17 protein-coding genes are annotated in these 16,277 nt (G+C 58.8%); 8 read left to right on the plus strand and 9 right to left on the minus strand.

Annotation, left to right across the window (positions count from 1 at the left end; genetic code table 11):
* Nucleotides 1-31: 31 nt before the first annotated feature.
* From H6F58_RS09510 to H6F58_RS09525, 4 genes are all read left to right on the plus strand, one after another.
* A complete protein-coding gene (locus H6F58_RS09510) occupies nt 32-517 on the plus strand; it encodes an Lrp/AsnC family transcriptional regulator (RefSeq protein ID WP_348536387.1) in 486 nt (161 codons plus the stop codon).
* Nucleotides 518-586: 69 nt separating this feature from the next.
* The gene (locus H6F58_RS09515) at nt 587-1,027 is read left to right on the plus strand and encodes a hypothetical protein (protein WP_195181658.1); all 441 of its coding nucleotides are present in this window, start codon (nt 587-589) and stop codon (nt 1,025-1,027) included.
* Nucleotides 1,020-2,468, plus strand: a complete 1,449-nt coding sequence (locus H6F58_RS09520; protein ID WP_244652505.1) for a HAMP domain-containing sensor histidine kinase — start codon at nt 1,020-1,022, stop codon at nt 2,466-2,468. Before H6F58_RS09515 ends, H6F58_RS09520 begins: the two co-directional genes overlap by 8 nt.
* On the plus strand, nt 2,465-3,133 hold the full coding sequence (locus tag H6F58_RS09525) for a response regulator transcription factor (protein WP_195181659.1): 669 nt from the start codon (nt 2,465-2,467) through the stop codon (nt 3,131-3,133). Before H6F58_RS09520 ends, H6F58_RS09525 begins: the two co-directional genes overlap by 4 nt.
* 16 nt (nt 3,134-3,149) lie before the next feature.
* On the opposite strand, the gene H6F58_RS09530 is transcribed toward H6F58_RS09525, so the two are convergent.
* The 6 genes from H6F58_RS09530 to H6F58_RS09555 form a co-directional block, all read right to left on the minus strand.
* Entirely contained in the window at nt 3,150-3,968 is an 819-nt protein-coding gene (locus H6F58_RS09530) for a polyphosphate polymerase domain-containing protein (protein ID WP_171919444.1), read from the minus strand.
* Nucleotides 3,965-4,636 carry a DUF4956 domain-containing protein gene (locus H6F58_RS09535; RefSeq protein ID WP_171919443.1) on the minus strand — a complete coding sequence of 224 codons (672 nt, stop codon included), beginning with the start codon at nt 4,634-4,636 and terminating at the stop codon, nt 3,965-3,967. Before H6F58_RS09535 ends, H6F58_RS09530 begins: the two co-directional genes overlap by 4 nt.
* Nucleotides 4,637-4,889: 253 nt before the next feature.
* Nucleotides 4,890-5,306, minus strand: a complete 417-nt coding sequence (locus H6F58_RS09540; protein WP_060700319.1) for a DUF3151 domain-containing protein — start codon at nt 5,304-5,306, stop codon at nt 4,890-4,892.
* A 2-nt stretch (nt 5,307-5,308) separates the two neighbouring features.
* The gene (fbaA, locus tag H6F58_RS09545) at nt 5,309-6,331 is read right to left on the minus strand and encodes a class II fructose-bisphosphate aldolase (protein ID WP_195181660.1); all 1,023 of its coding nucleotides are present in this window, start codon (nt 6,329-6,331) and stop codon (nt 5,309-5,311) included.
* Nucleotides 6,332-6,528: 197 nt separating this feature from the next.
* Nucleotides 6,529-7,953: a M23 family metallopeptidase gene (locus H6F58_RS09550; protein WP_206693584.1), complete on the minus strand. Its 1,425-nt coding sequence runs from the start codon at nt 7,951-7,953 to the stop codon at nt 6,529-6,531.
* A gap of 124 nt (nt 7,954-8,077) precedes the next feature.
* The gene (locus tag H6F58_RS09555) at nt 8,078-8,734 is read right to left on the minus strand and encodes an RNA methyltransferase (RefSeq protein ID WP_146277392.1); all 657 of its coding nucleotides are present in this window, start codon (nt 8,732-8,734) and stop codon (nt 8,078-8,080) included.
* A gap of 138 nt (nt 8,735-8,872) precedes the next feature.
* Here H6F58_RS09555 and H6F58_RS09560 point away from each other — a divergent pair, with 138 nt between their 5' ends.
* From H6F58_RS09560 to H6F58_RS09575, 4 genes are all read left to right on the plus strand, one after another.
* Entirely contained in the window at nt 8,873-9,715 is an 843-nt protein-coding gene (locus H6F58_RS09560; RefSeq protein WP_060700315.1) for an HAD-IIA family hydrolase, read from the plus strand.
* A gap of 92 nt (nt 9,716-9,807) precedes the next feature.
* Nucleotides 9,808-10,446: a TetR family transcriptional regulator gene (locus tag H6F58_RS09565; protein WP_186467999.1), complete on the plus strand. Its 639-nt coding sequence runs from the start codon at nt 9,808-9,810 to the stop codon at nt 10,444-10,446.
* A gap of 35 nt (nt 10,447-10,481) precedes the next feature.
* Nucleotides 10,482-11,273: an ABC transporter ATP-binding protein gene (locus H6F58_RS09570; RefSeq protein ID WP_146277388.1), complete on the plus strand. Its 792-nt coding sequence runs from the start codon at nt 10,482-10,484 to the stop codon at nt 11,271-11,273.
* On the plus strand, nt 11,273-11,998 hold the full coding sequence (locus tag H6F58_RS09575; protein WP_146277386.1) for an ABC transporter permease: 726 nt from the start codon (nt 11,273-11,275) through the stop codon (nt 11,996-11,998). The genes H6F58_RS09570 and H6F58_RS09575 overlap by 1 nt, the downstream gene beginning before the upstream one ends.
* A gap of 3 nt (nt 11,999-12,001) precedes the next feature.
* On the opposite strand, the gene H6F58_RS09580 is transcribed toward H6F58_RS09575, so the two are convergent.
* Genes H6F58_RS09580 through H6F58_RS09590 form a run of 3 tightly spaced genes read right to left on the minus strand, consistent with a single transcriptional unit; the run spans nt 12,002 to nt 16,244 of the window.
* Nucleotides 12,002-14,332, minus strand: a complete 2,331-nt coding sequence (locus tag H6F58_RS09580; RefSeq protein WP_146277384.1) for a glycoside hydrolase family 3 N-terminal domain-containing protein — start codon at nt 14,330-14,332, stop codon at nt 12,002-12,004.
* 50 nt (nt 14,333-14,382) lie between these two features.
* The gene (locus H6F58_RS09585; protein WP_146277382.1) at nt 14,383-15,270 is read right to left on the minus strand and encodes a carbohydrate ABC transporter permease; all 888 of its coding nucleotides are present in this window, start codon (nt 15,268-15,270) and stop codon (nt 14,383-14,385) included.
* Nucleotides 15,267-16,244: a sugar ABC transporter permease gene (locus tag H6F58_RS09590; RefSeq protein WP_236995306.1), complete on the minus strand. Its 978-nt coding sequence runs from the start codon at nt 16,242-16,244 to the stop codon at nt 15,267-15,269. The genes H6F58_RS09585 and H6F58_RS09590 overlap by 4 nt, the downstream gene beginning before the upstream one ends.
* Between the last annotated feature and the right edge of the window lie 33 nt (nt 16,245-16,277).

The following is a 16,277-nucleotide window of genomic DNA, read 5'->3' on the forward strand; positions in this document are numbered from 1 at the left end:
GAACTTTACTAAAGAATGAGGTGAGATATTCGTGGAAAATTCCCTTTGGGAAGTGCAAGGCGAAGCTATTCCGAATCCTGTTCGCGTTGATGCCACCGATCTGGCGATCCTTTCTGAGCTGAGCCAGGACGCCCGGATCCCCAACAATATTCTCGCCGCGAAAGTTGGCGTGGCTCCATCAACCTGTCTTGGACGGGTCAAAGCCTTGTCCTCGGCCGGAATCATTACCGGGTACCACGCGGCTATCAATGAAAAACTGCTTGGTGTCACGGTCAATGCAATGATTTCTGTACTCGTATCGCCGTCAGCCCGGGACCGGTTGCTCTCCTCCGCAAAATCCTTGCAACGGTTGCCCGAAGTAAAAGAAGTCTTCGTATTGGGAGGATCCCCCGATCTGCTGGTTCGGGTAGCTACCCGGAGCATCGATGATCTGCGGACCTTTGTCGCTAAGCACCTGGGGTCTAACAGGGCGTTTTCTTCAACCCAATCAGTGATCATTTTTGAGCATCTGCGCTAGCTGGGCCCGTACCGTCATCTATCGGCATCTCTCATCTAGATCTCATGTGCATCCGGAACAATGGGTGGCATGGGAAAGGAAACGTTGCGCCGCATTGTGGCTTCATTCGCCGTAGTGGCGGTGATCGGCTTGGGCATCTTTGGAATCAGCCGCGCCATGGGCGGACCTTCGGACCAGGATCTAGGCGAAGGGTTCATCTTCAAAGAAGATCCTCCTTCCCACACCAGCGGCGTGCCTAACGGACCGACGCAGTCACCGAGTCCGTCAGAGTCTACAACTGCCAAGCCAACACCTACTCCGTCCACAACGCCTAAACCAAGCAGTTCAACGAAAAATCCGTCGCCAAAACCCAGCGCAACGGTTAAGCCCAAACCAACAGCGCCCGCTCCGCCTAAGAAAACCGTCACGCCATTGCCTCCCTCAGGTAGCCAAAACTACGATGACGACGACGATGATGATTACGAAGCTGATGACGACGATGCGGCCGACGACGTAGGCGACGATGACTAAAGCACCCGAACGCCGATGGTCCATCCGCGCTCGCGTGCTTACCGGCATGTTGCTCTTGGTCGGCCTGGCTCTTGTTGCTGCTGGTGCTGCAAGCTTCGCTGTGCAACGCCATGAACTCAATGAACGACTTGATGAATCCCTCTCACGGTCCGTCAAAGAATTCGGCGTGCTGACCGAAACGGGTGTTGACCCGCGGACCATGAAACGATTCGAACATGCCGAGGACCTGCTCTACATCGCCATGCAGCGCACCCTCCCCTCCCCTAAGCAAGGAATGGTTTCCTTGGTTGGCAAGGAGGTGCGCTGGACTGCGCCGGATATAGTGGGCATCCGGCTGGAAGACGACCCCGAATTCATCGCATGGGCCTTCCAGGTTCAAGACAGCAACCATATTCGGCTCGGCACCGTAAAGACTGACGTCGCTACCTACCGTGCCGTCGTGGTCCCGGTAAGCTTGCCTGCCGACCGCGAGCGCGGCTCCTTTGTCTTGGCCTATGACTACTCTGCCGAGGCTATAGCAAATGACCGGAACTTCATGATCTACAGTGCCGTAGGCGCTTCAGTCATGTTGTTGTCGGCCCTGGCTGCGTGGCTGGTTGTGGGACGAATGCTGGAGCCGATTCGCAGATTGCAGACCACCGCGCAGCAGATCTCCGAAACCGATGTTTCCCAGCGCATTGAGGTCTCCGGCAATGACGAGTTCGCGGATTTGACCGTCACGGTTAATGAAATGCTGGACCGCCTCGATGGCGCGCTGAAAGCCCAACGCCAGCTGCTGGACGATGTGGGACATGAGCTTCGCACCCCGGTGACGATCATCAATGGCCACCTGGAGCTCATGGATCCACATGACCCGCAGGATGTGGAGCAGAGCCGCGATATCGCCATGGACGAGCTGGGTCGCATGTCCCTGCTCATCAATGACCTGGTGACACTCGCCAAGACCAACCGCACAGACTTCCTGCAAATTGAGCCGGTCCAGGTAGGCAAGCTGCTTGACGACATCCTGGATAAGGCCCGCGGGCTGGGCCAGCGCCAATGGCGCATCGACTACCGCACCGAGGCTACGGTCCGATTGGACCCGGCACGCCTGACCCAGGCCATGTTGCAGCTATGCGCCAACGCAGTGAAATTCTCGGAAGAGAATAGCCGTATTGCCCTGGGAAACGAGATCTTGCGGAACGGCCATGGAGAGACCACCCTGCGCTGGTGGGTATCCGATGCCGGTATCGGCATTCGTTCTGATGATTTGGAACGCATCTTTGAACGCTTTGGCCGCGGGCAGAATTCTGCGCGCTCCTCGGGCTCCGGTTTGGGCCTGAATATCGTGCAAGCTATCGCCGAAACCCACGGTGGACGCGTCTGGGTAAACTCGGAGCCAAAAAACGGTTCCACGTTCTATATTGATCTGCCGCTGTCGACAGGAAGCAAGGAAGAATGAGCCAAATATTGATCGTAGAAGATGAACCTCGCATCAGCTCCTTTGTCGCAAAAGGACTGCGGGCCGCCGGTCTGACCTCCACGATTGCCCAGACCGGCCACGACGGATTCACCCAAGCGCTCGACGGCGATCACGAATTGATCATCTTGGATTTGGGCTTGCCGGACGAAGACGGCTTCTCTGTCCTGCGCCGGCTGCGGGCAGCGCACATCACCATCCCGGTCATCATTCTGACCGCTCGCGGAAGCGTTGAGGATACTGTCGCCGGACTGCAAAATGGCGCCGATGACTACATGGCCAAGCCATTCCATTTTGATGAGCTGCTTGCCCGGGTTCGGCTGCGATTGCGGACCGACGACCACGCCCCTGAAGCTTCTTCCTTGACTCATGAAAATCTGCACATGGATCTGCTACGCAGACGAGTTACGGTTGATTCAACGGAGGTAGATCTTTCCGCCCGTGAATTCGCGCTTACCGAGGCCTTCTTGCGCAACCCTGGCCAGGTGCTCAGCCGTGAACAGCTGCTTTCACGGGTTTGGGGCTACGATTTTGATCCTGGTTCCAACGTCGTAGACGTTTACGTCCGCTACCTTCGCAACAAACTCGGCTCGTCACGCTTCGAGACCGTCCGCGGATTCGGCTACCGGCTAGCGGCCTCAAAATAGTTGGACGGAGCACGGGTTAGCCCAGCGTTGGGTCCGGGACAAAATTCTGCTGCAACAACCTGCTCCAGCGGTTCGCGGGAAGATGCGGATTCAGCAGAGCCACGCCGATGCAGTACTTGGACATTGATACTTCGCGAATGCCCAGCTCTGCCAGTGCCCGGTCCGAGGCTCCGCGACCATCAGCGGACTTCGTCTCGACAACTATGAGATCCGGCCCGTTGATCTGCTTATTGGCGTTGGCGTATTCCAATTCGACATCGCAGGTCAGGCGTTCAGAATCGATCGGGTTCACGAAGGTGGCCCGCGTGTAGGCGCTGTCTAGCACCGGATGCAGTTCGGGGACTTGTTGGCCGTATTCGCTGTGCAGCACCGAGCCCAGGAACTGCAGGTTATCCACGGTCAGTTTTCCAGCCTCGTGCAGCCCCTGTTGGATCCGGTGTTTCACGGTGGCCCCGCGCAATCCCTTGGTCTTGATTTCAAACATCGACAATCCGGTATCGGCATAGGTTCGTGAACGAACTTTGTAGCGTCTGCGCCGGCCCTGGCGGTGAGCCCGATACTGCTCGAAGTCCTCGGTATCGAAGTAAACGGATTCATACCGGAAAGTTCGCAGGCCATCGATCTGCATGATCTTGAATTTCTCGCCCAGTCGTTCCGATAATGCGGTGAACTGCTGGGGCGTGAGCACGAATTTCTTGTCAACACGCGTCTGCAGGGCAGCTTCGGAAACGACTTCCTGCAAGCTGATTGGTTCGCGATGCGCCACAGCTTCTTCCAGCGCAGTGCGGGCGCCAGCCGAGATAGCATTTCGAGTGCGGCTATCCAGCGCGGTCATCGGGACCACGTATCCTGCTTGGTTCCGTTCTGCGCCGAAGAATTCCCTGCTGTGCTTTGTCCATTGGCCAGTTCGAATGTTCCCGCGTGGGCGAAGCTGCTATCCGATTTGGCAGCGGAAGCGGCATTTGTGCGGAACCGGACATCTACTATGGTCAAATCGCGAACCATGTCCAGCTCGACCACCACGGTGCGCAGAACCTTGGCATCTAGCAGTTCTTCGAGCGCAGCTTGAAGTTCAGGCTTTTTCGGGTAGGCCTTTTCCAAGGTGACCGTCTGGCGTTCGGTACGTGGGGCGAAACTTGGATGATCGGCGAGGAACATGACGAGCACCAGAGCCGCGGTGGCCGAAGGGGCCAACCACGCTGGATCTGGGTGCAGTCCGTTGACCAGTCCGATGGCCAGCGATATGAAGTAGTAGGCAACTTCTTCCTGGGTCAGCGTGTCTGACCGAAGGCGAATGATGGAAAGGATGCCGAAGAGTCCGAGCCCCAGCCCCATTCCTGCCCCGCTGCCGGAAAGAAGCAGGGTCACCGCGAAGATGCCCATGCTCAATGCGATGTACGCAAGCACCAAATCGCGGCGGAAGTGGCGACGGAAGTATACGAAGTACACCAGCACGGTAATGCCGATGATGTTTGAGGCCAGGCCTGTCCAGAAAGACAACATTCTTATCCCTTTCAATGATGTGAAGCGATGATCCCTTCTAAGTGAACTTTAGGTGAGCAGAATGAAGACAAATGTAGAACAGGATGAGAAAGTCCTCATATTACTGAATGCTTCATGACCTGAAGTTATAAGATTCCAGCTGTTGAAATACGATGATTCGCCGGTCACGCTGCTTGTAGACAATGCCCGATTAAGACAAACGGCGACTCGTCCCGTAATGGGACGAGCCGCCGTTTGGCGATACTGCGGTTGCTTACTTGCCAGCTTCGATTTCAGCCTTGGCCGAAGCATCCGAATCGTTCAGGAATTTGCCGATTCGATCAACTTCTTCAGCTTCGCCGATGGCTGCGGCCGCACGACCCAGCGCGTAGAGCGAGCGGAGGAAGCCGCGGTTAGGCTCGTGGCTCCAAGGAACGGGTCCCTGCCCGCGCCATCCGGCCTTGCGCAACGAGTCGAGGCCGCGGTGGTAGCCCACGCGCGCGAACGCGTAGGACTCCACGGTGCGGCCTTCGCCATGTGCTTCGTCGGCCAGCAGCGCCCACACCAGGGAAGAAGATGGGAAATTAGCGGCCAAATCAACTGGCTCATCGCCAGCTTCCAGGCGCGCCAAGACCTCAGACTCTTCTGGGAGCAGCGTTTCTGGAATGCCCAGCAGGTTCTCTCCTGCCATCTTTACTTCAGCGACTTTCCGGCCGAGCCCAGCTGCTGCGCAGCTTCTACGATGCGAGCTGCCATGGACTCTTCAGCCTTGGCACCCCAAACGCGTGGGTCATAGGTCTTCTTGTTGCCAACTTCGCCGTCGATCTTCAGCACGCCATCGTAGTTGCTCAGCATGTGGCCGGCTACCGGACGGGTGAATGCGTACTGGGTATCGGTATCGATGTTCATCTTGATGACACCGTAGGCAACAGCGTCAGCGATTTCCTGCTCGGAGGAGCCCGAACCACCGTGGAATACGAGGTCGAATGGGTTTTCCTTGCCGATCTTGGCGCCAACCTGGGCCTGGATGTCCTTCAGGATCTCCGGACGCAGCTTCACGTTGCCTGGCTTGTAAACGCCGTGGACGTTGCCAAAGGTCAGCGCGGTGATGTAGCGGCCCTTTTCGCCAGCACCCAGGGCATCGATGGTTGCCAGTGCATCCTCGACGGTGGAGTACAGCTTGTCGTTGATGGCGTTTTCCACGCCGTCTTCTTCGCCGCCCACTGCGCCGATTTCAACTTCGAGGATCTGCTTGGCAGCTGCGGTGCGTGGAAGCAGTTCTGCAGCGATGCGCAGGTTTTCTTCGAGGGTTTCAGCCGAGCCATCCCACATGTGGGAGTTGAAGTATGGGTCGCGGCCGGCCGCAACTTCTGCTTCCGATGCAGCCAGCAGTGGCAGCACGAAGCTGTCCAGCTTGTCTGCTGGGCAGTGGTCGGTGTGCAGGGCGATGTTGACGCCGTAGTTCTTGGCTACTTCGCGGGCGAAGGCCGCGAAGCCCAACGAGCCTGCGACCATGTCCTTGATGGAGGCGCCGGACCAATAGGCGGCACCGCCAGTGGAGACCTGGATAATGCCGTCAGACTCGGCTTCGGCGAAGCCACGGATTGCGGCGTTCAGGGTCTGCGAGCTGGTCACGTTCACTGCTGGGAAGGCGTAGCCGCCTGCCTTGGCAGCATCAATCATGGCATTGTACTTATCGGGGGTTGCGATAGGCATGCTTCACTCCTGGTGATTAGCGAGGTTTCGCGTCTCCATTGACGGCGGTTCGCCATCCATCCTATCGTCTAGGTCACTATCTCTACCTAAAATCTCATATCGTGACACGGTAAAGAACCGCGTATCTGCAAAGACGGCGGCCGCCGGGAACGAGTAGAACACTCGCCCCCGCCGGCCGCCGTCTAGACAGTTGTTGGCTATCCACCAATGAATGCTGACAAGCTTGCACCTTCGCTCGGATCAATTGAGACCTCAAGGCTCAAGGAATTCGATATTGAAGGTTCCGACGTCGTGGCTGGCGAACTGCTCGTAGCACCTGTACGGCTTGTCGGGCTGCCAGAAGTCTGTTCAGACGAAGATTCCTCGACTGCCTTGAACGAACTCTTATCAGGTTCAGCCGATCCCTCAGGCGTCACCGTCGTCGATGATTCCCGCGATGGAGAAACAGAGGTTGTCGGGGAGTCCGATGTCGGGGGAACCGATGATTCGTCTGGCGACTCGGTGCCTGTTGGCGTCTCCGTCGTCGGAGCGGTAGAGGACGGCGGCCCGCTAGTCGTCGGGGCCTCGGTCTCGCTCTTGGACGGCGAGGTGGATTCGCTCGGGCTCTTCGAACCAGTAGGGCTCTTGCTCTCGTCATCGCTCTGGCTTGGCGTCGGCTTGGCCGACTTGGTCGGCGTAGGACGCGGCTTCGGGGAAGGAACATATGGAGTGTCGTTGTCGGGAACTACGATGTCCGGATCTGGAGCATGATTGGATTGGCCAGAATTCTGCGAACCGTTTCCTTTCGGAGCGCTGTTGGCGTTGACGGTCAGCCGCTGGGAATCGATCATTGCATTGCGCTGGCCCGGGATCAGAGGCAGGTAGTTGCGAGGGTCATGCCAGCGCCCATCGATGATGACTTCAAAGTGCACGTGGCAGCCGGTGGAGTTGCCTGTGGTTCCGGCGAGCGCGATCAACTCGCCCTGCTTCACGTTCTGGCCAACCTTGGCGATCAGTTTTGAGTTATGGCTGTAACCGGTTTGGACGTTGAACCCATGGTCAATGGTCACGCGCATGCCGGAGTGCCCAGCCCACGCCGAGACCGAGACGGTGCCGTCTTCGGCAGCGTAAACCGGCGAACCGCAAGAAATTGGGTAGTCCTGGCCGATATGGATCTGGTTGCCCGGGCCGGTGGGGTTCGCACGCCAACCGTAAGGGCTGGAAATGCGGCGGGTCGTCACCGGGTGCATCAGCTGCAAGTCCCCGGGAAGCTTGCCAAGTTCACCAACGGTTCCAGCCAGCAACGCGGTGGAATCTTCGCTGGAGCTGCTCGATTCAGACGTTTCGGCGGCGCCCTCAATCATGCCAACTGGGCGCCCATCAATGGCCAGTTCCTTGCCGGAAGCTCCAAAGGCATTCAGTGGGGCATCGCCACTGACAAAAACGGGACCATCGCCGACCGAGTAGTCAGCGATAGCTTCCATCGATACCGGAACGTCGCCCTGCCGCGAATCGGCGGGCTGCGCCACGAGGGGAATAGCCAACGCTCCCGTGAGCGCGAAGGCAGCAACTATAGAGGTCGTCCAGATGACCACAGGTTTCTTGCGTCGGGGTAATCCAGGCAGCAATAGATCATGGTTCACTTGATGACGACGATTCACAGCCACTCACTCCCAGATCACATTTTCATAACCGATTAACAGCGTATGCGCAAAAATGTAACTAATCCAGATGCTCGACTAAAACTCTTCAGTAATAATTTCTGCGTTAGCTGACCCGCTGCCCAAATACGTGCCTGCGGATCCATGCGTGCATGGCAATTCCGGCAGCAGAGGCGGCATTGATTGAACGCGTTGAGCCGAATTGCTCAATTGACAAGGTGTCCTTGGCAGCAGCGTGAACTTCCGGGCTCAAACCGGGCCCCTCTTGGCCAAAGACCAAGACGCAATTCTTGGGAATATCGTAGGTTTCCAGCGGCACGGAGTCCGGGAAAATGTCGATTCCCAATATCGTGAGCCCCTCGGATTCGGCCCAGATAACAAAATCCTCGACGGTTGGATGATGACGCACATGTTGGTAACGATCTGTCACCATTGCACCCCTTCGATTCCAACGGCGACGGCCAATAATGTGCACTTCCTTGGCCAGGAACGCGTTGGCGCTGCGCACTACCGTGCCGATATTCATGTCATGCTGCCAATTTTCAATGGCGATATGGAAGTCATGGCGGCGCTCGTCTAGATCCGCAATGATGGCATCCATTTTCCAGTAACGATATTTGTCAGCGACATTGCGCCGGTCGCCAAGTTCCAGCAGCTCAGGATCATACTTTTCATCAAATGGGAGCTCCCCTTCCCAGGGGCCCACTCCGATGACATGCTGCTCGCTGGGGTCATTGACCGGGTCATGCAATTCTTGATTCACGCTATTAAGCGTAGTTCTTTCTGATCGTGCCCTTGTTCACGGCGCAATTCCCCAAGGCTGTGTAGTCTTTTTATTAGCAGGGGAATCTTTCAACGCAGATAGCTCCCACCACAATTTCATCAGGGAGGACTTCACCTCGTGACGACTACCAACCGCGCCGCACGCACCGTCCATGACATCAAGTGCTGGCTCACTGATATGGACGGCGTTCTTGTCCACGAAAATCAGGCCGTTAAGGGTGCCGCAGAGTTGATGGGGTACTGGCGTGAGAACAATCTGCGTTTCCTGGTCTTGACCAATAACTCCATCTTCACCCCTCGCGACCTTCGCGCCCGCCTGCTCGCTTCGGGCCTGGACGTTCCAGAGGAGAACATCTGGACCTCGGCCATGGCCACGGCAGAGTTCTTGGCCCGCCAGCGCCCGGGTGGCCGCACCTTTGTGATCGGTGAAGCGGGTTTGACCACGGCATTGCACGATGCAGGGTTCATCATGACCGACCAGAACCCGGACTACGTGGTGCTGGGCGAGACCCGCACCTACTCTTTCGAAGCCATCACCAAGGCAATCCGGCTCATTGAAGGTGGCGCCAAGTTCATCGCCACCAACCCGGACGCCACCGGCCCATCGGCCGAAGGGCTCTTGCCCGCAACGGGCGCCATCGCCGCATTGATCTCTCGAGCAACCAATCGCGAACCATACGTGGTGGGCAAGCCGAATCCAATGATGTTCCGTTCCGCGTTGAACCGCATCGATGCGCATTCGGAAACCACGGCAATGATTGGCGACCGCATGGACACCGACATTGTTGCTGGCATGGAAGCTGGCCTGCTGACCGCTTTGGTCTTCACCGGCATCACCGCCCGCGAAGATATGGACACCTTCCCGTTCCGCCCGGACCTGCAGTACCCATCTGTAGCGAACCTCCATGCAGAATTGGCCAAGGGCGCGCAACCAACTGAAACTCCTGCAACGAAGAAGTAGTTCTCGACGCACGCTGAAGGCCGGGCTTTGCCCGGCCTTCAGCGTTTTCCGGGACATCAGCGAATCTGCGCCCCGAGACGTATCCTGAAGCAGTGAGTGAGCCAGTACCAAACGAAGTCCCCGGTGCCCGCAAGCGCGGACGCCCCAAGGGAAGTACCACCGGATCAACAAAGTCCAAGATCCTCAAAGCCGCATCCAAGGAATTCGCCCATGCCGGCTTCGAGGGGGCGAGCCTGCGTTCCGTGGCCCGCCGCGCCTCAGTGGATCCAGCTTTGGTGCACCACTATTTCAAGGACAAGAGCGAGCTCTTCATCCAGACCATGCACCTCCCGGTCAACCCGGCAGCCATCATTGGGCAGGCGGTAACCGCACCGCTGGAAGAATTGGGCTACTCGCTGACCAGTGCCCTGATCAGCACTTGGCGAAAACCAGCATTTCGGCCACCTGCGATAGCCATGGTTCGAGGGTTGATTTCCAGCAACAACGCCGCAAAAATTTTAAAGCCGTTCATCCAGAAAGAGATTTTCTCCCGTGTGGGCGCCCGCCTGCCGCAGGAAACTGCAGAAGCGCGTGTTGCCCTGGTGGCCAGCCAGTTCATCGGCCTGATTATCGCCCGGTATGTTGTTGCCCTGGAGCCCTTGGCCTCCATGGATGATGATGAGCTCATCGAACTTGTAGCGCCAACAATTCAGCGTTACCTCACCGGGGATCTTCCTATCCAAAAGCATTGACTTGTCAGCCAAACGGGTCTCTAATTCATTATGTGATGAATAAATCGGCTTGTATCGACGTGCAAGAGCTCAACGTCAAGAGGGGCAAGAATCTGGTCCTGGACCAGCTGAGCTTCCAGCTTGAAGCGGGCAAGATCATCGGGCTGCTCGGTCCCAGCGGAAGCGGCAAGAGCACGCTGCTGCGCAGCATCGTTGGCAACCAGATCATCACCAGCGGCACCGTCACCGTCCTCGGCCTGCCCTCAGGCAGCAAGGCCTTGCGGCACAAAGTCGGCTATATGACCCAGGCAGCCAGTGTCTATGACGATCTGACGGTAACGCAGAACGTCGCCTATTTCGCCAAAATTCTTGGGCTCCCCGATGAAGAGGTGAACCGTGTCATCCAAGGCACTGACCTCTCCGAGCAGGCTTCCAGCCTGGTCATTGACCTCTCGGGTGGCCAACGCAATCGCGTCTCACTGGCCATCGCGCTGCTGGGCAGCCCTGAAATTGTCATCCTTGACGAGCCCACGGTCGGGCTTGACCCGGTGCTGCGCGCAGATTTGTGGGGCCTATTCGCACGGCTGGCCGCCACCGGCTTATGCTTGGTGGTTTCCAGCCACGTTATGGATGAGGCCATGCGTTGCGATCAAATCCTGCTGCTCCGAGAAGGAAAAATACTCGCACAACTGACACCGTACGAACTCATGGAACGCACCGGCGCCACCGATCCGGAGACCGCGTTTTTGAAACTCATTGATACGGGCGCTTCGAATTCGCATGACAATGCCACCCCTGACCCTGATTCGGCACCTCGGCACCGTGCCAGCGCAGATGGGAGCAAATAATGCGCAGAACATTAGCCACCACCGGCAGGGTGCTGAATCAAGTCCGCCACGACCCGCGAACCATTGCCCTGATGCTCGTGGTCCCCAGCCTCCTGATCGGATTGATCGCTTGGATTTTCACCGATACACCTGCTTTTCAGCGTATCGGCCCATCCATGATTGCCCTGTTTCCCTTTGTCGTGATGTTCCTTGTCACTAGCATCGCCACTCTGCGAGAACGGCGCAGCGGCACGCTTGAACGGCTTCTGAGCATGCCGCTAGCCAAGGGGGAATTCATCTTTGGCTACGCGGTGGCTTTCACCATGATCGCCATCGTCCAAACCATCATTGCCTCGAGCTTTGCCGTCTGGGTTTGCGGCCTGGAAATCTCAGGCAGTTTCTGGTTGATGTTCGCCGTGGCCGCGCTGGATGCCCTGCTGGGAATCAGCCTTGGACTCATGGCCAGCGCCTTCGCCCGCACGGAATTCCAGGTCGTGCAATTCATGCCGGCCTTGGTCATCCCCCAATTCTTGCTGGCGGGAATCATCCTTCCCCGAGAACAGCTTCCAGGAGTCCTTGAATCCATCGGCGATTGGCTGCCACTGTCCCATGCCATCGACACCCTTTCTGACGTCGCAGCAGGGACCACGGATTCGGACACTGCTTTCAGCATGCTGGTGATCGTTGCGTGGATCGTCGTGGCGCTGCTTGTCGGATCGCTGACCCTGCGCCGGCGCACCGCGTAGCTGCTAGCTAACAACCACCGGAGTATCCATTACCCGGCCTTCACCGACTTCGCGGATCTCCCCGACAATCTTGAACGCTTCCTGCTGGCCCAGATCCTCGCTATTGGAGCCAATAGCCGCAGTGAACTTTCCAGGCTCCACGATCCGGCGGCCGGAAAGCCCGGTAAACGAGGTCCGATCCGCATGCACAGTGAAGGCCACTCGTTTCGACTCCCCCGCTTCGAGCTTGATCTTCGCAAAGCCTGCCAGCCAGCGCCGTGGGCGAACTACCTGCGAGATCTCATCGGAGAGATACAGCTGAATGGCTTCGGCCCCCTGGCGCTCCCCGGTATTGGTCACGGTCGCGCTGACTTCCAGCGTCCCTTCCGTCGGGATTTCCGTGGCTGATAACTCAAGCGCGGAGATTTCGAAACTCGTGTAGGACAGTCCGTAGCCGAAGGGATAGAGCGGGCGCGGATCAAGGTTCGATACCCCATCTGAATGCCATCCCAATTTAGGCGCCAGGTAGGTTCCGGGCTGCCCGCCGACATGGTCAGGGATCTGCACCGGCAATTTGCCCGAAGGATTCACTTCACCGGTGAGCACACCCGCCAACGCTGGTCCGCCTTCCACCCCTGGCATGAAGCACTGGACAATGCCAGCCGCCCGACCAGCGAATTGCCCCAGCGAATACGGGCGGCCGGTGACCAATACCAGGACGGTGGGCGTACCGGTTTCCAGCACGGCTTCAACAAGTTCAGCTTGCCGCCCGGGCAGTTTCAGATCCACCACGTCGCACCCTTCACCGGACGTTCCGCGGCCAAAGAGGCCTGCCAAATCACCCACGGTCACTACCGCCACTTCAGCATTCCGAGCTGTTTCAACGGCCTGTTCAATACCCGCATCATCAAGGTCCGTGAAGTCCACGCCACGGGCATATTCGATCTGGCTTCCGGCGAGCGCCGGAGACTCGCGCAGCGCCTGGAGAATGGAAACCATCTCCACGCCGTGGTCTTCTTGTTCGGCGAAGCGCGAGTACACGTGGTTGGTAAAGGAATAACAGCCCAGGTGGGTGCGTGGCTGGGTGGCGCTAGGGCCGATCACCGCGAGGCGGGCCGGGTTCGTTAATGGCAGGATCTGCTCATTGCGCAGCAGGATGATGGACTCTTCTGCCATGGCACGGGCCAGCGCCCGGTTCTGCCCAGAATCCAATTCCACGTCTGTGCCCAGCCAGGCCTGCTCAGGGCTGTAGCCAGGATCCAGCAGTCCGGCCTCGATCTTCTGGGTGAGCACGCGGCGTACCGCAGTGTCCAGGATCGTTTCGTCCAAGCCGCCGTCGCGCACCGCCTCCGCAAGGCGAGCGAAGGCGATCGTTTCGGGCAGTTCCACATCCATGCCGGCGCTCAGGGCCAGCAGGCCTGCAGCATCTTCGCTGTCGGCAATTTCATGCATGCTGTGCAGGAAGCTCACGGCCCAGTAGTCGGCCACCACGGTGCCGGTGAATCCCCAGCGTTCACGCAGTACGCCGGTGAGCAGCCGGCGGCTGGCCGCTGGCGCTTCGCCGTCGATATCCGCGTAGGAGTTCATCACCGACTGGACCTTGGCTTCGCGCACTGCTCGTTCAAATGGCGGGAATACGATGTCTTCCAAAGCGCGCTGGCCGATGGCTACCGGTGCGTGATTGCGTCCGGCCTGCGAAGCGGCGTAGCCGGCGAAATGCTTCAGGGTGGCATTGACGCCAGAACCCTGCAGCCCCTTCACATAAGCGACAGCGAGTTCTCCTACCAGGTGCGGATCTTCTCCAATGGTTTCTTCCACGCGTCCCCAGCGGTAGTCGCGCACAACATCCAATACCGGGGACAGGCCCTGGTGCACGCCCATCTTTTTCATATCCGCCCCGATATGCGCTGCCATGGACTGGACCAGTTCCGGGTTGAAGGTTGCTCCCCAGGCAATGGATGCCGGGTAGCAGGTGGCACCCAAGGCGGTGAAGCCGGTCAGGCACTCTTCATGGGCGATGGCTGGAATTCCGAAGCGGTTCGAGGCAATAACTTGCTCTTGCAGTTCGGCGAGCCGGGCGCGGCCCTGGCCCGGGTCCAGCGGAACGGTGCCAAAGGCCCGGGTAATGTGGCCTAGTCCGTTCTTGATGGCTGTCTCGAAGCTCGGGCCGCCGCCGAAAGTATCGGCCATCGGCGCCACATTGCTCTCGCCGTCGTGTTGTTTCTCCTCCGGACGGATCCAGTAGGAGCCCAGCTGCCCCGCTTTTTCTTCGAGCGTCATCTGCGCTAGAAGCGCGGCAACGCGCTGATCTGTTGGAAGGTTGGCATTGCGCCAGGTCTGCTCGGCAGTTTTCATGAAAATCCTATTCTCAAAAGAAGATCGGGTGCGCTTGGAGGCCCGCAGTCTCAGCCCTTGACTGCGCCCTGCAGCCCGTTGACGATGCGCTTTTGCATGGCGAGGAAAAAAATCAGCGCGGGGATCATCGCCAAGGCGGTGAAAGCGAAAACGCCAGCGGTATCCGCAGAGTGCTCGCTGGAATAATCCGCAACACCCAATGGCAGGGTGCGCATATCCCCTTGCAGCAAGAGCAGCGGCAGCAAGTAGGCATTCCACGAGCCGACAAAGGCCAGAACGCCCACGGTGACCATGCCCGGACCGGACAGTGGCAGCAAGATGCGCCAGAAGAAGCCAATCCGGCTGGCCCCATCCAGCTGCGCGGCTTCCTCCAATTCCTGGGGCAGGGCCATGAGGAACGGGCGCAAGATGACCACGGTCATGGGCAGTGCGAAGGCCGCCTGCGGCAAGGCCACGCCCCACCAGGTGTTGCCCATATGCAGATCGCGGGTGATCAGGATGAACAGCGGAACGATGGCCACGGTAGCGGGAAAGAGCAGTCCCAGCACGAACACCATGAAGATCGGCTCGCGCATCCGGAATTGATAGCGGGCCAGCGGATAGGCGGCCATAATGCCCAGGACCACGACAATCACCGTGGTGATGACCGCGATCATGGTCGAATTCAGCGCGTACTGCCAGAAGTCCGGGTTTTTCAGCACCCCGGAATAGTTGTCCAGCACCCATGGCTCCGGCAAGCCTGACGGGTTTTCGGCCAGTTGCGCGTTGCTGCGGAAACCGCCGAGGATGCCATAGAGCACCGGGCCGAGGGTCAGTGCCACCACCGCCAGGGCGATGGCGTAAATGGCGACATTCCTGCCTTGGTTCCCGGCTCGTTTTTTGGCGCGCAGGGCCTGTGCCGGGGTGTGCTGCGGGCCGGTGGCCACGGTGGCGCTCATGCTTTGACCTTCTTCGGGTTGATTCGTCCGCCATCTGGCTGGGAGTCCCGCTTGAGGACAAACTGCTGGTAGGACACGGCGAGGACCAGGGCAACGATGAACAGCACCACCGAGGCGGCTGCGGCCACACCGAAATTCTGTCTTTTGGTGCCTTCGGATACCAGGAAGCTGGCCATGGTGGTGGTGGCGTTGGCCGGCCCGCCGCCGGTGAGGATCCACACCATGTCGAACAGCTGCAGCGAGCCGATCATCGAGAGGAACCCCCAGGTGCGCAGGGTGGGGCCGAGCAGCGGAATGGTGATCTTGCGCTGGATTTGCCACCAGGATGCCCCGTCGATCTCCGCGGCTTCGTAGAGCTCGGAGGGCACGCCCTGCAGCCCGGCCAAGAACAGGATGACGGCCAGGCCAAGGTACTTCCAGGTCAGCACCGCCAGCACGGTCCACAGTGCCAGTTCGGGTGTACCCAGCCACCCCTGGGCCGGGCCTTGGACGCCAAGCTTGGACATGATGGTGTCTATTACCCCGTACTGGGGCTGCAGCAGCTGGAACCAGATGACACCGGCGATCACTTCGGAGAGCACGTAGGGAACAAAGATGATCGTGCGCAGCAGCGACTGGATCTTCATCTTCCGATTCAGCAGCAGGGCGAGGCCCAGGCCTATGGGCAGCTGCAGAGCAATGGATCCGCCGATGATGATCAAGTTGTGGATCATCGCATCGGTGAAGACCTCGTTTTGCAGCACCCGTGCGTAGTTTTTCAGCCCGACAAAGTCCACCAGCGGGCCGAAGCCCTTCCAGTTGTACACCGAGAAGCGCACAGCTTGGATGATGGGCAGCAGCATGAACACGGCGATCAGCACGAGCGCCGGGCTGACGAAGAACAGGATCTCCAGCGTTTTGCGCCGGTCCGAGGGCCTGCGCCCGCGCCGCTCGGCCTTATCCGCCCTGCGCGCGCCGGCCTGCCGTTCGCTGATGCCCGACTGTGGCGCGGTGCGCTCGGCCACGGA

The organism is Glutamicibacter sp. FBE19 (assembly GCF_015524875.1).
Lineage (GTDB): Bacteria > Actinomycetota > Actinomycetes > Actinomycetales > Micrococcaceae > Glutamicibacter > Glutamicibacter halophytocola.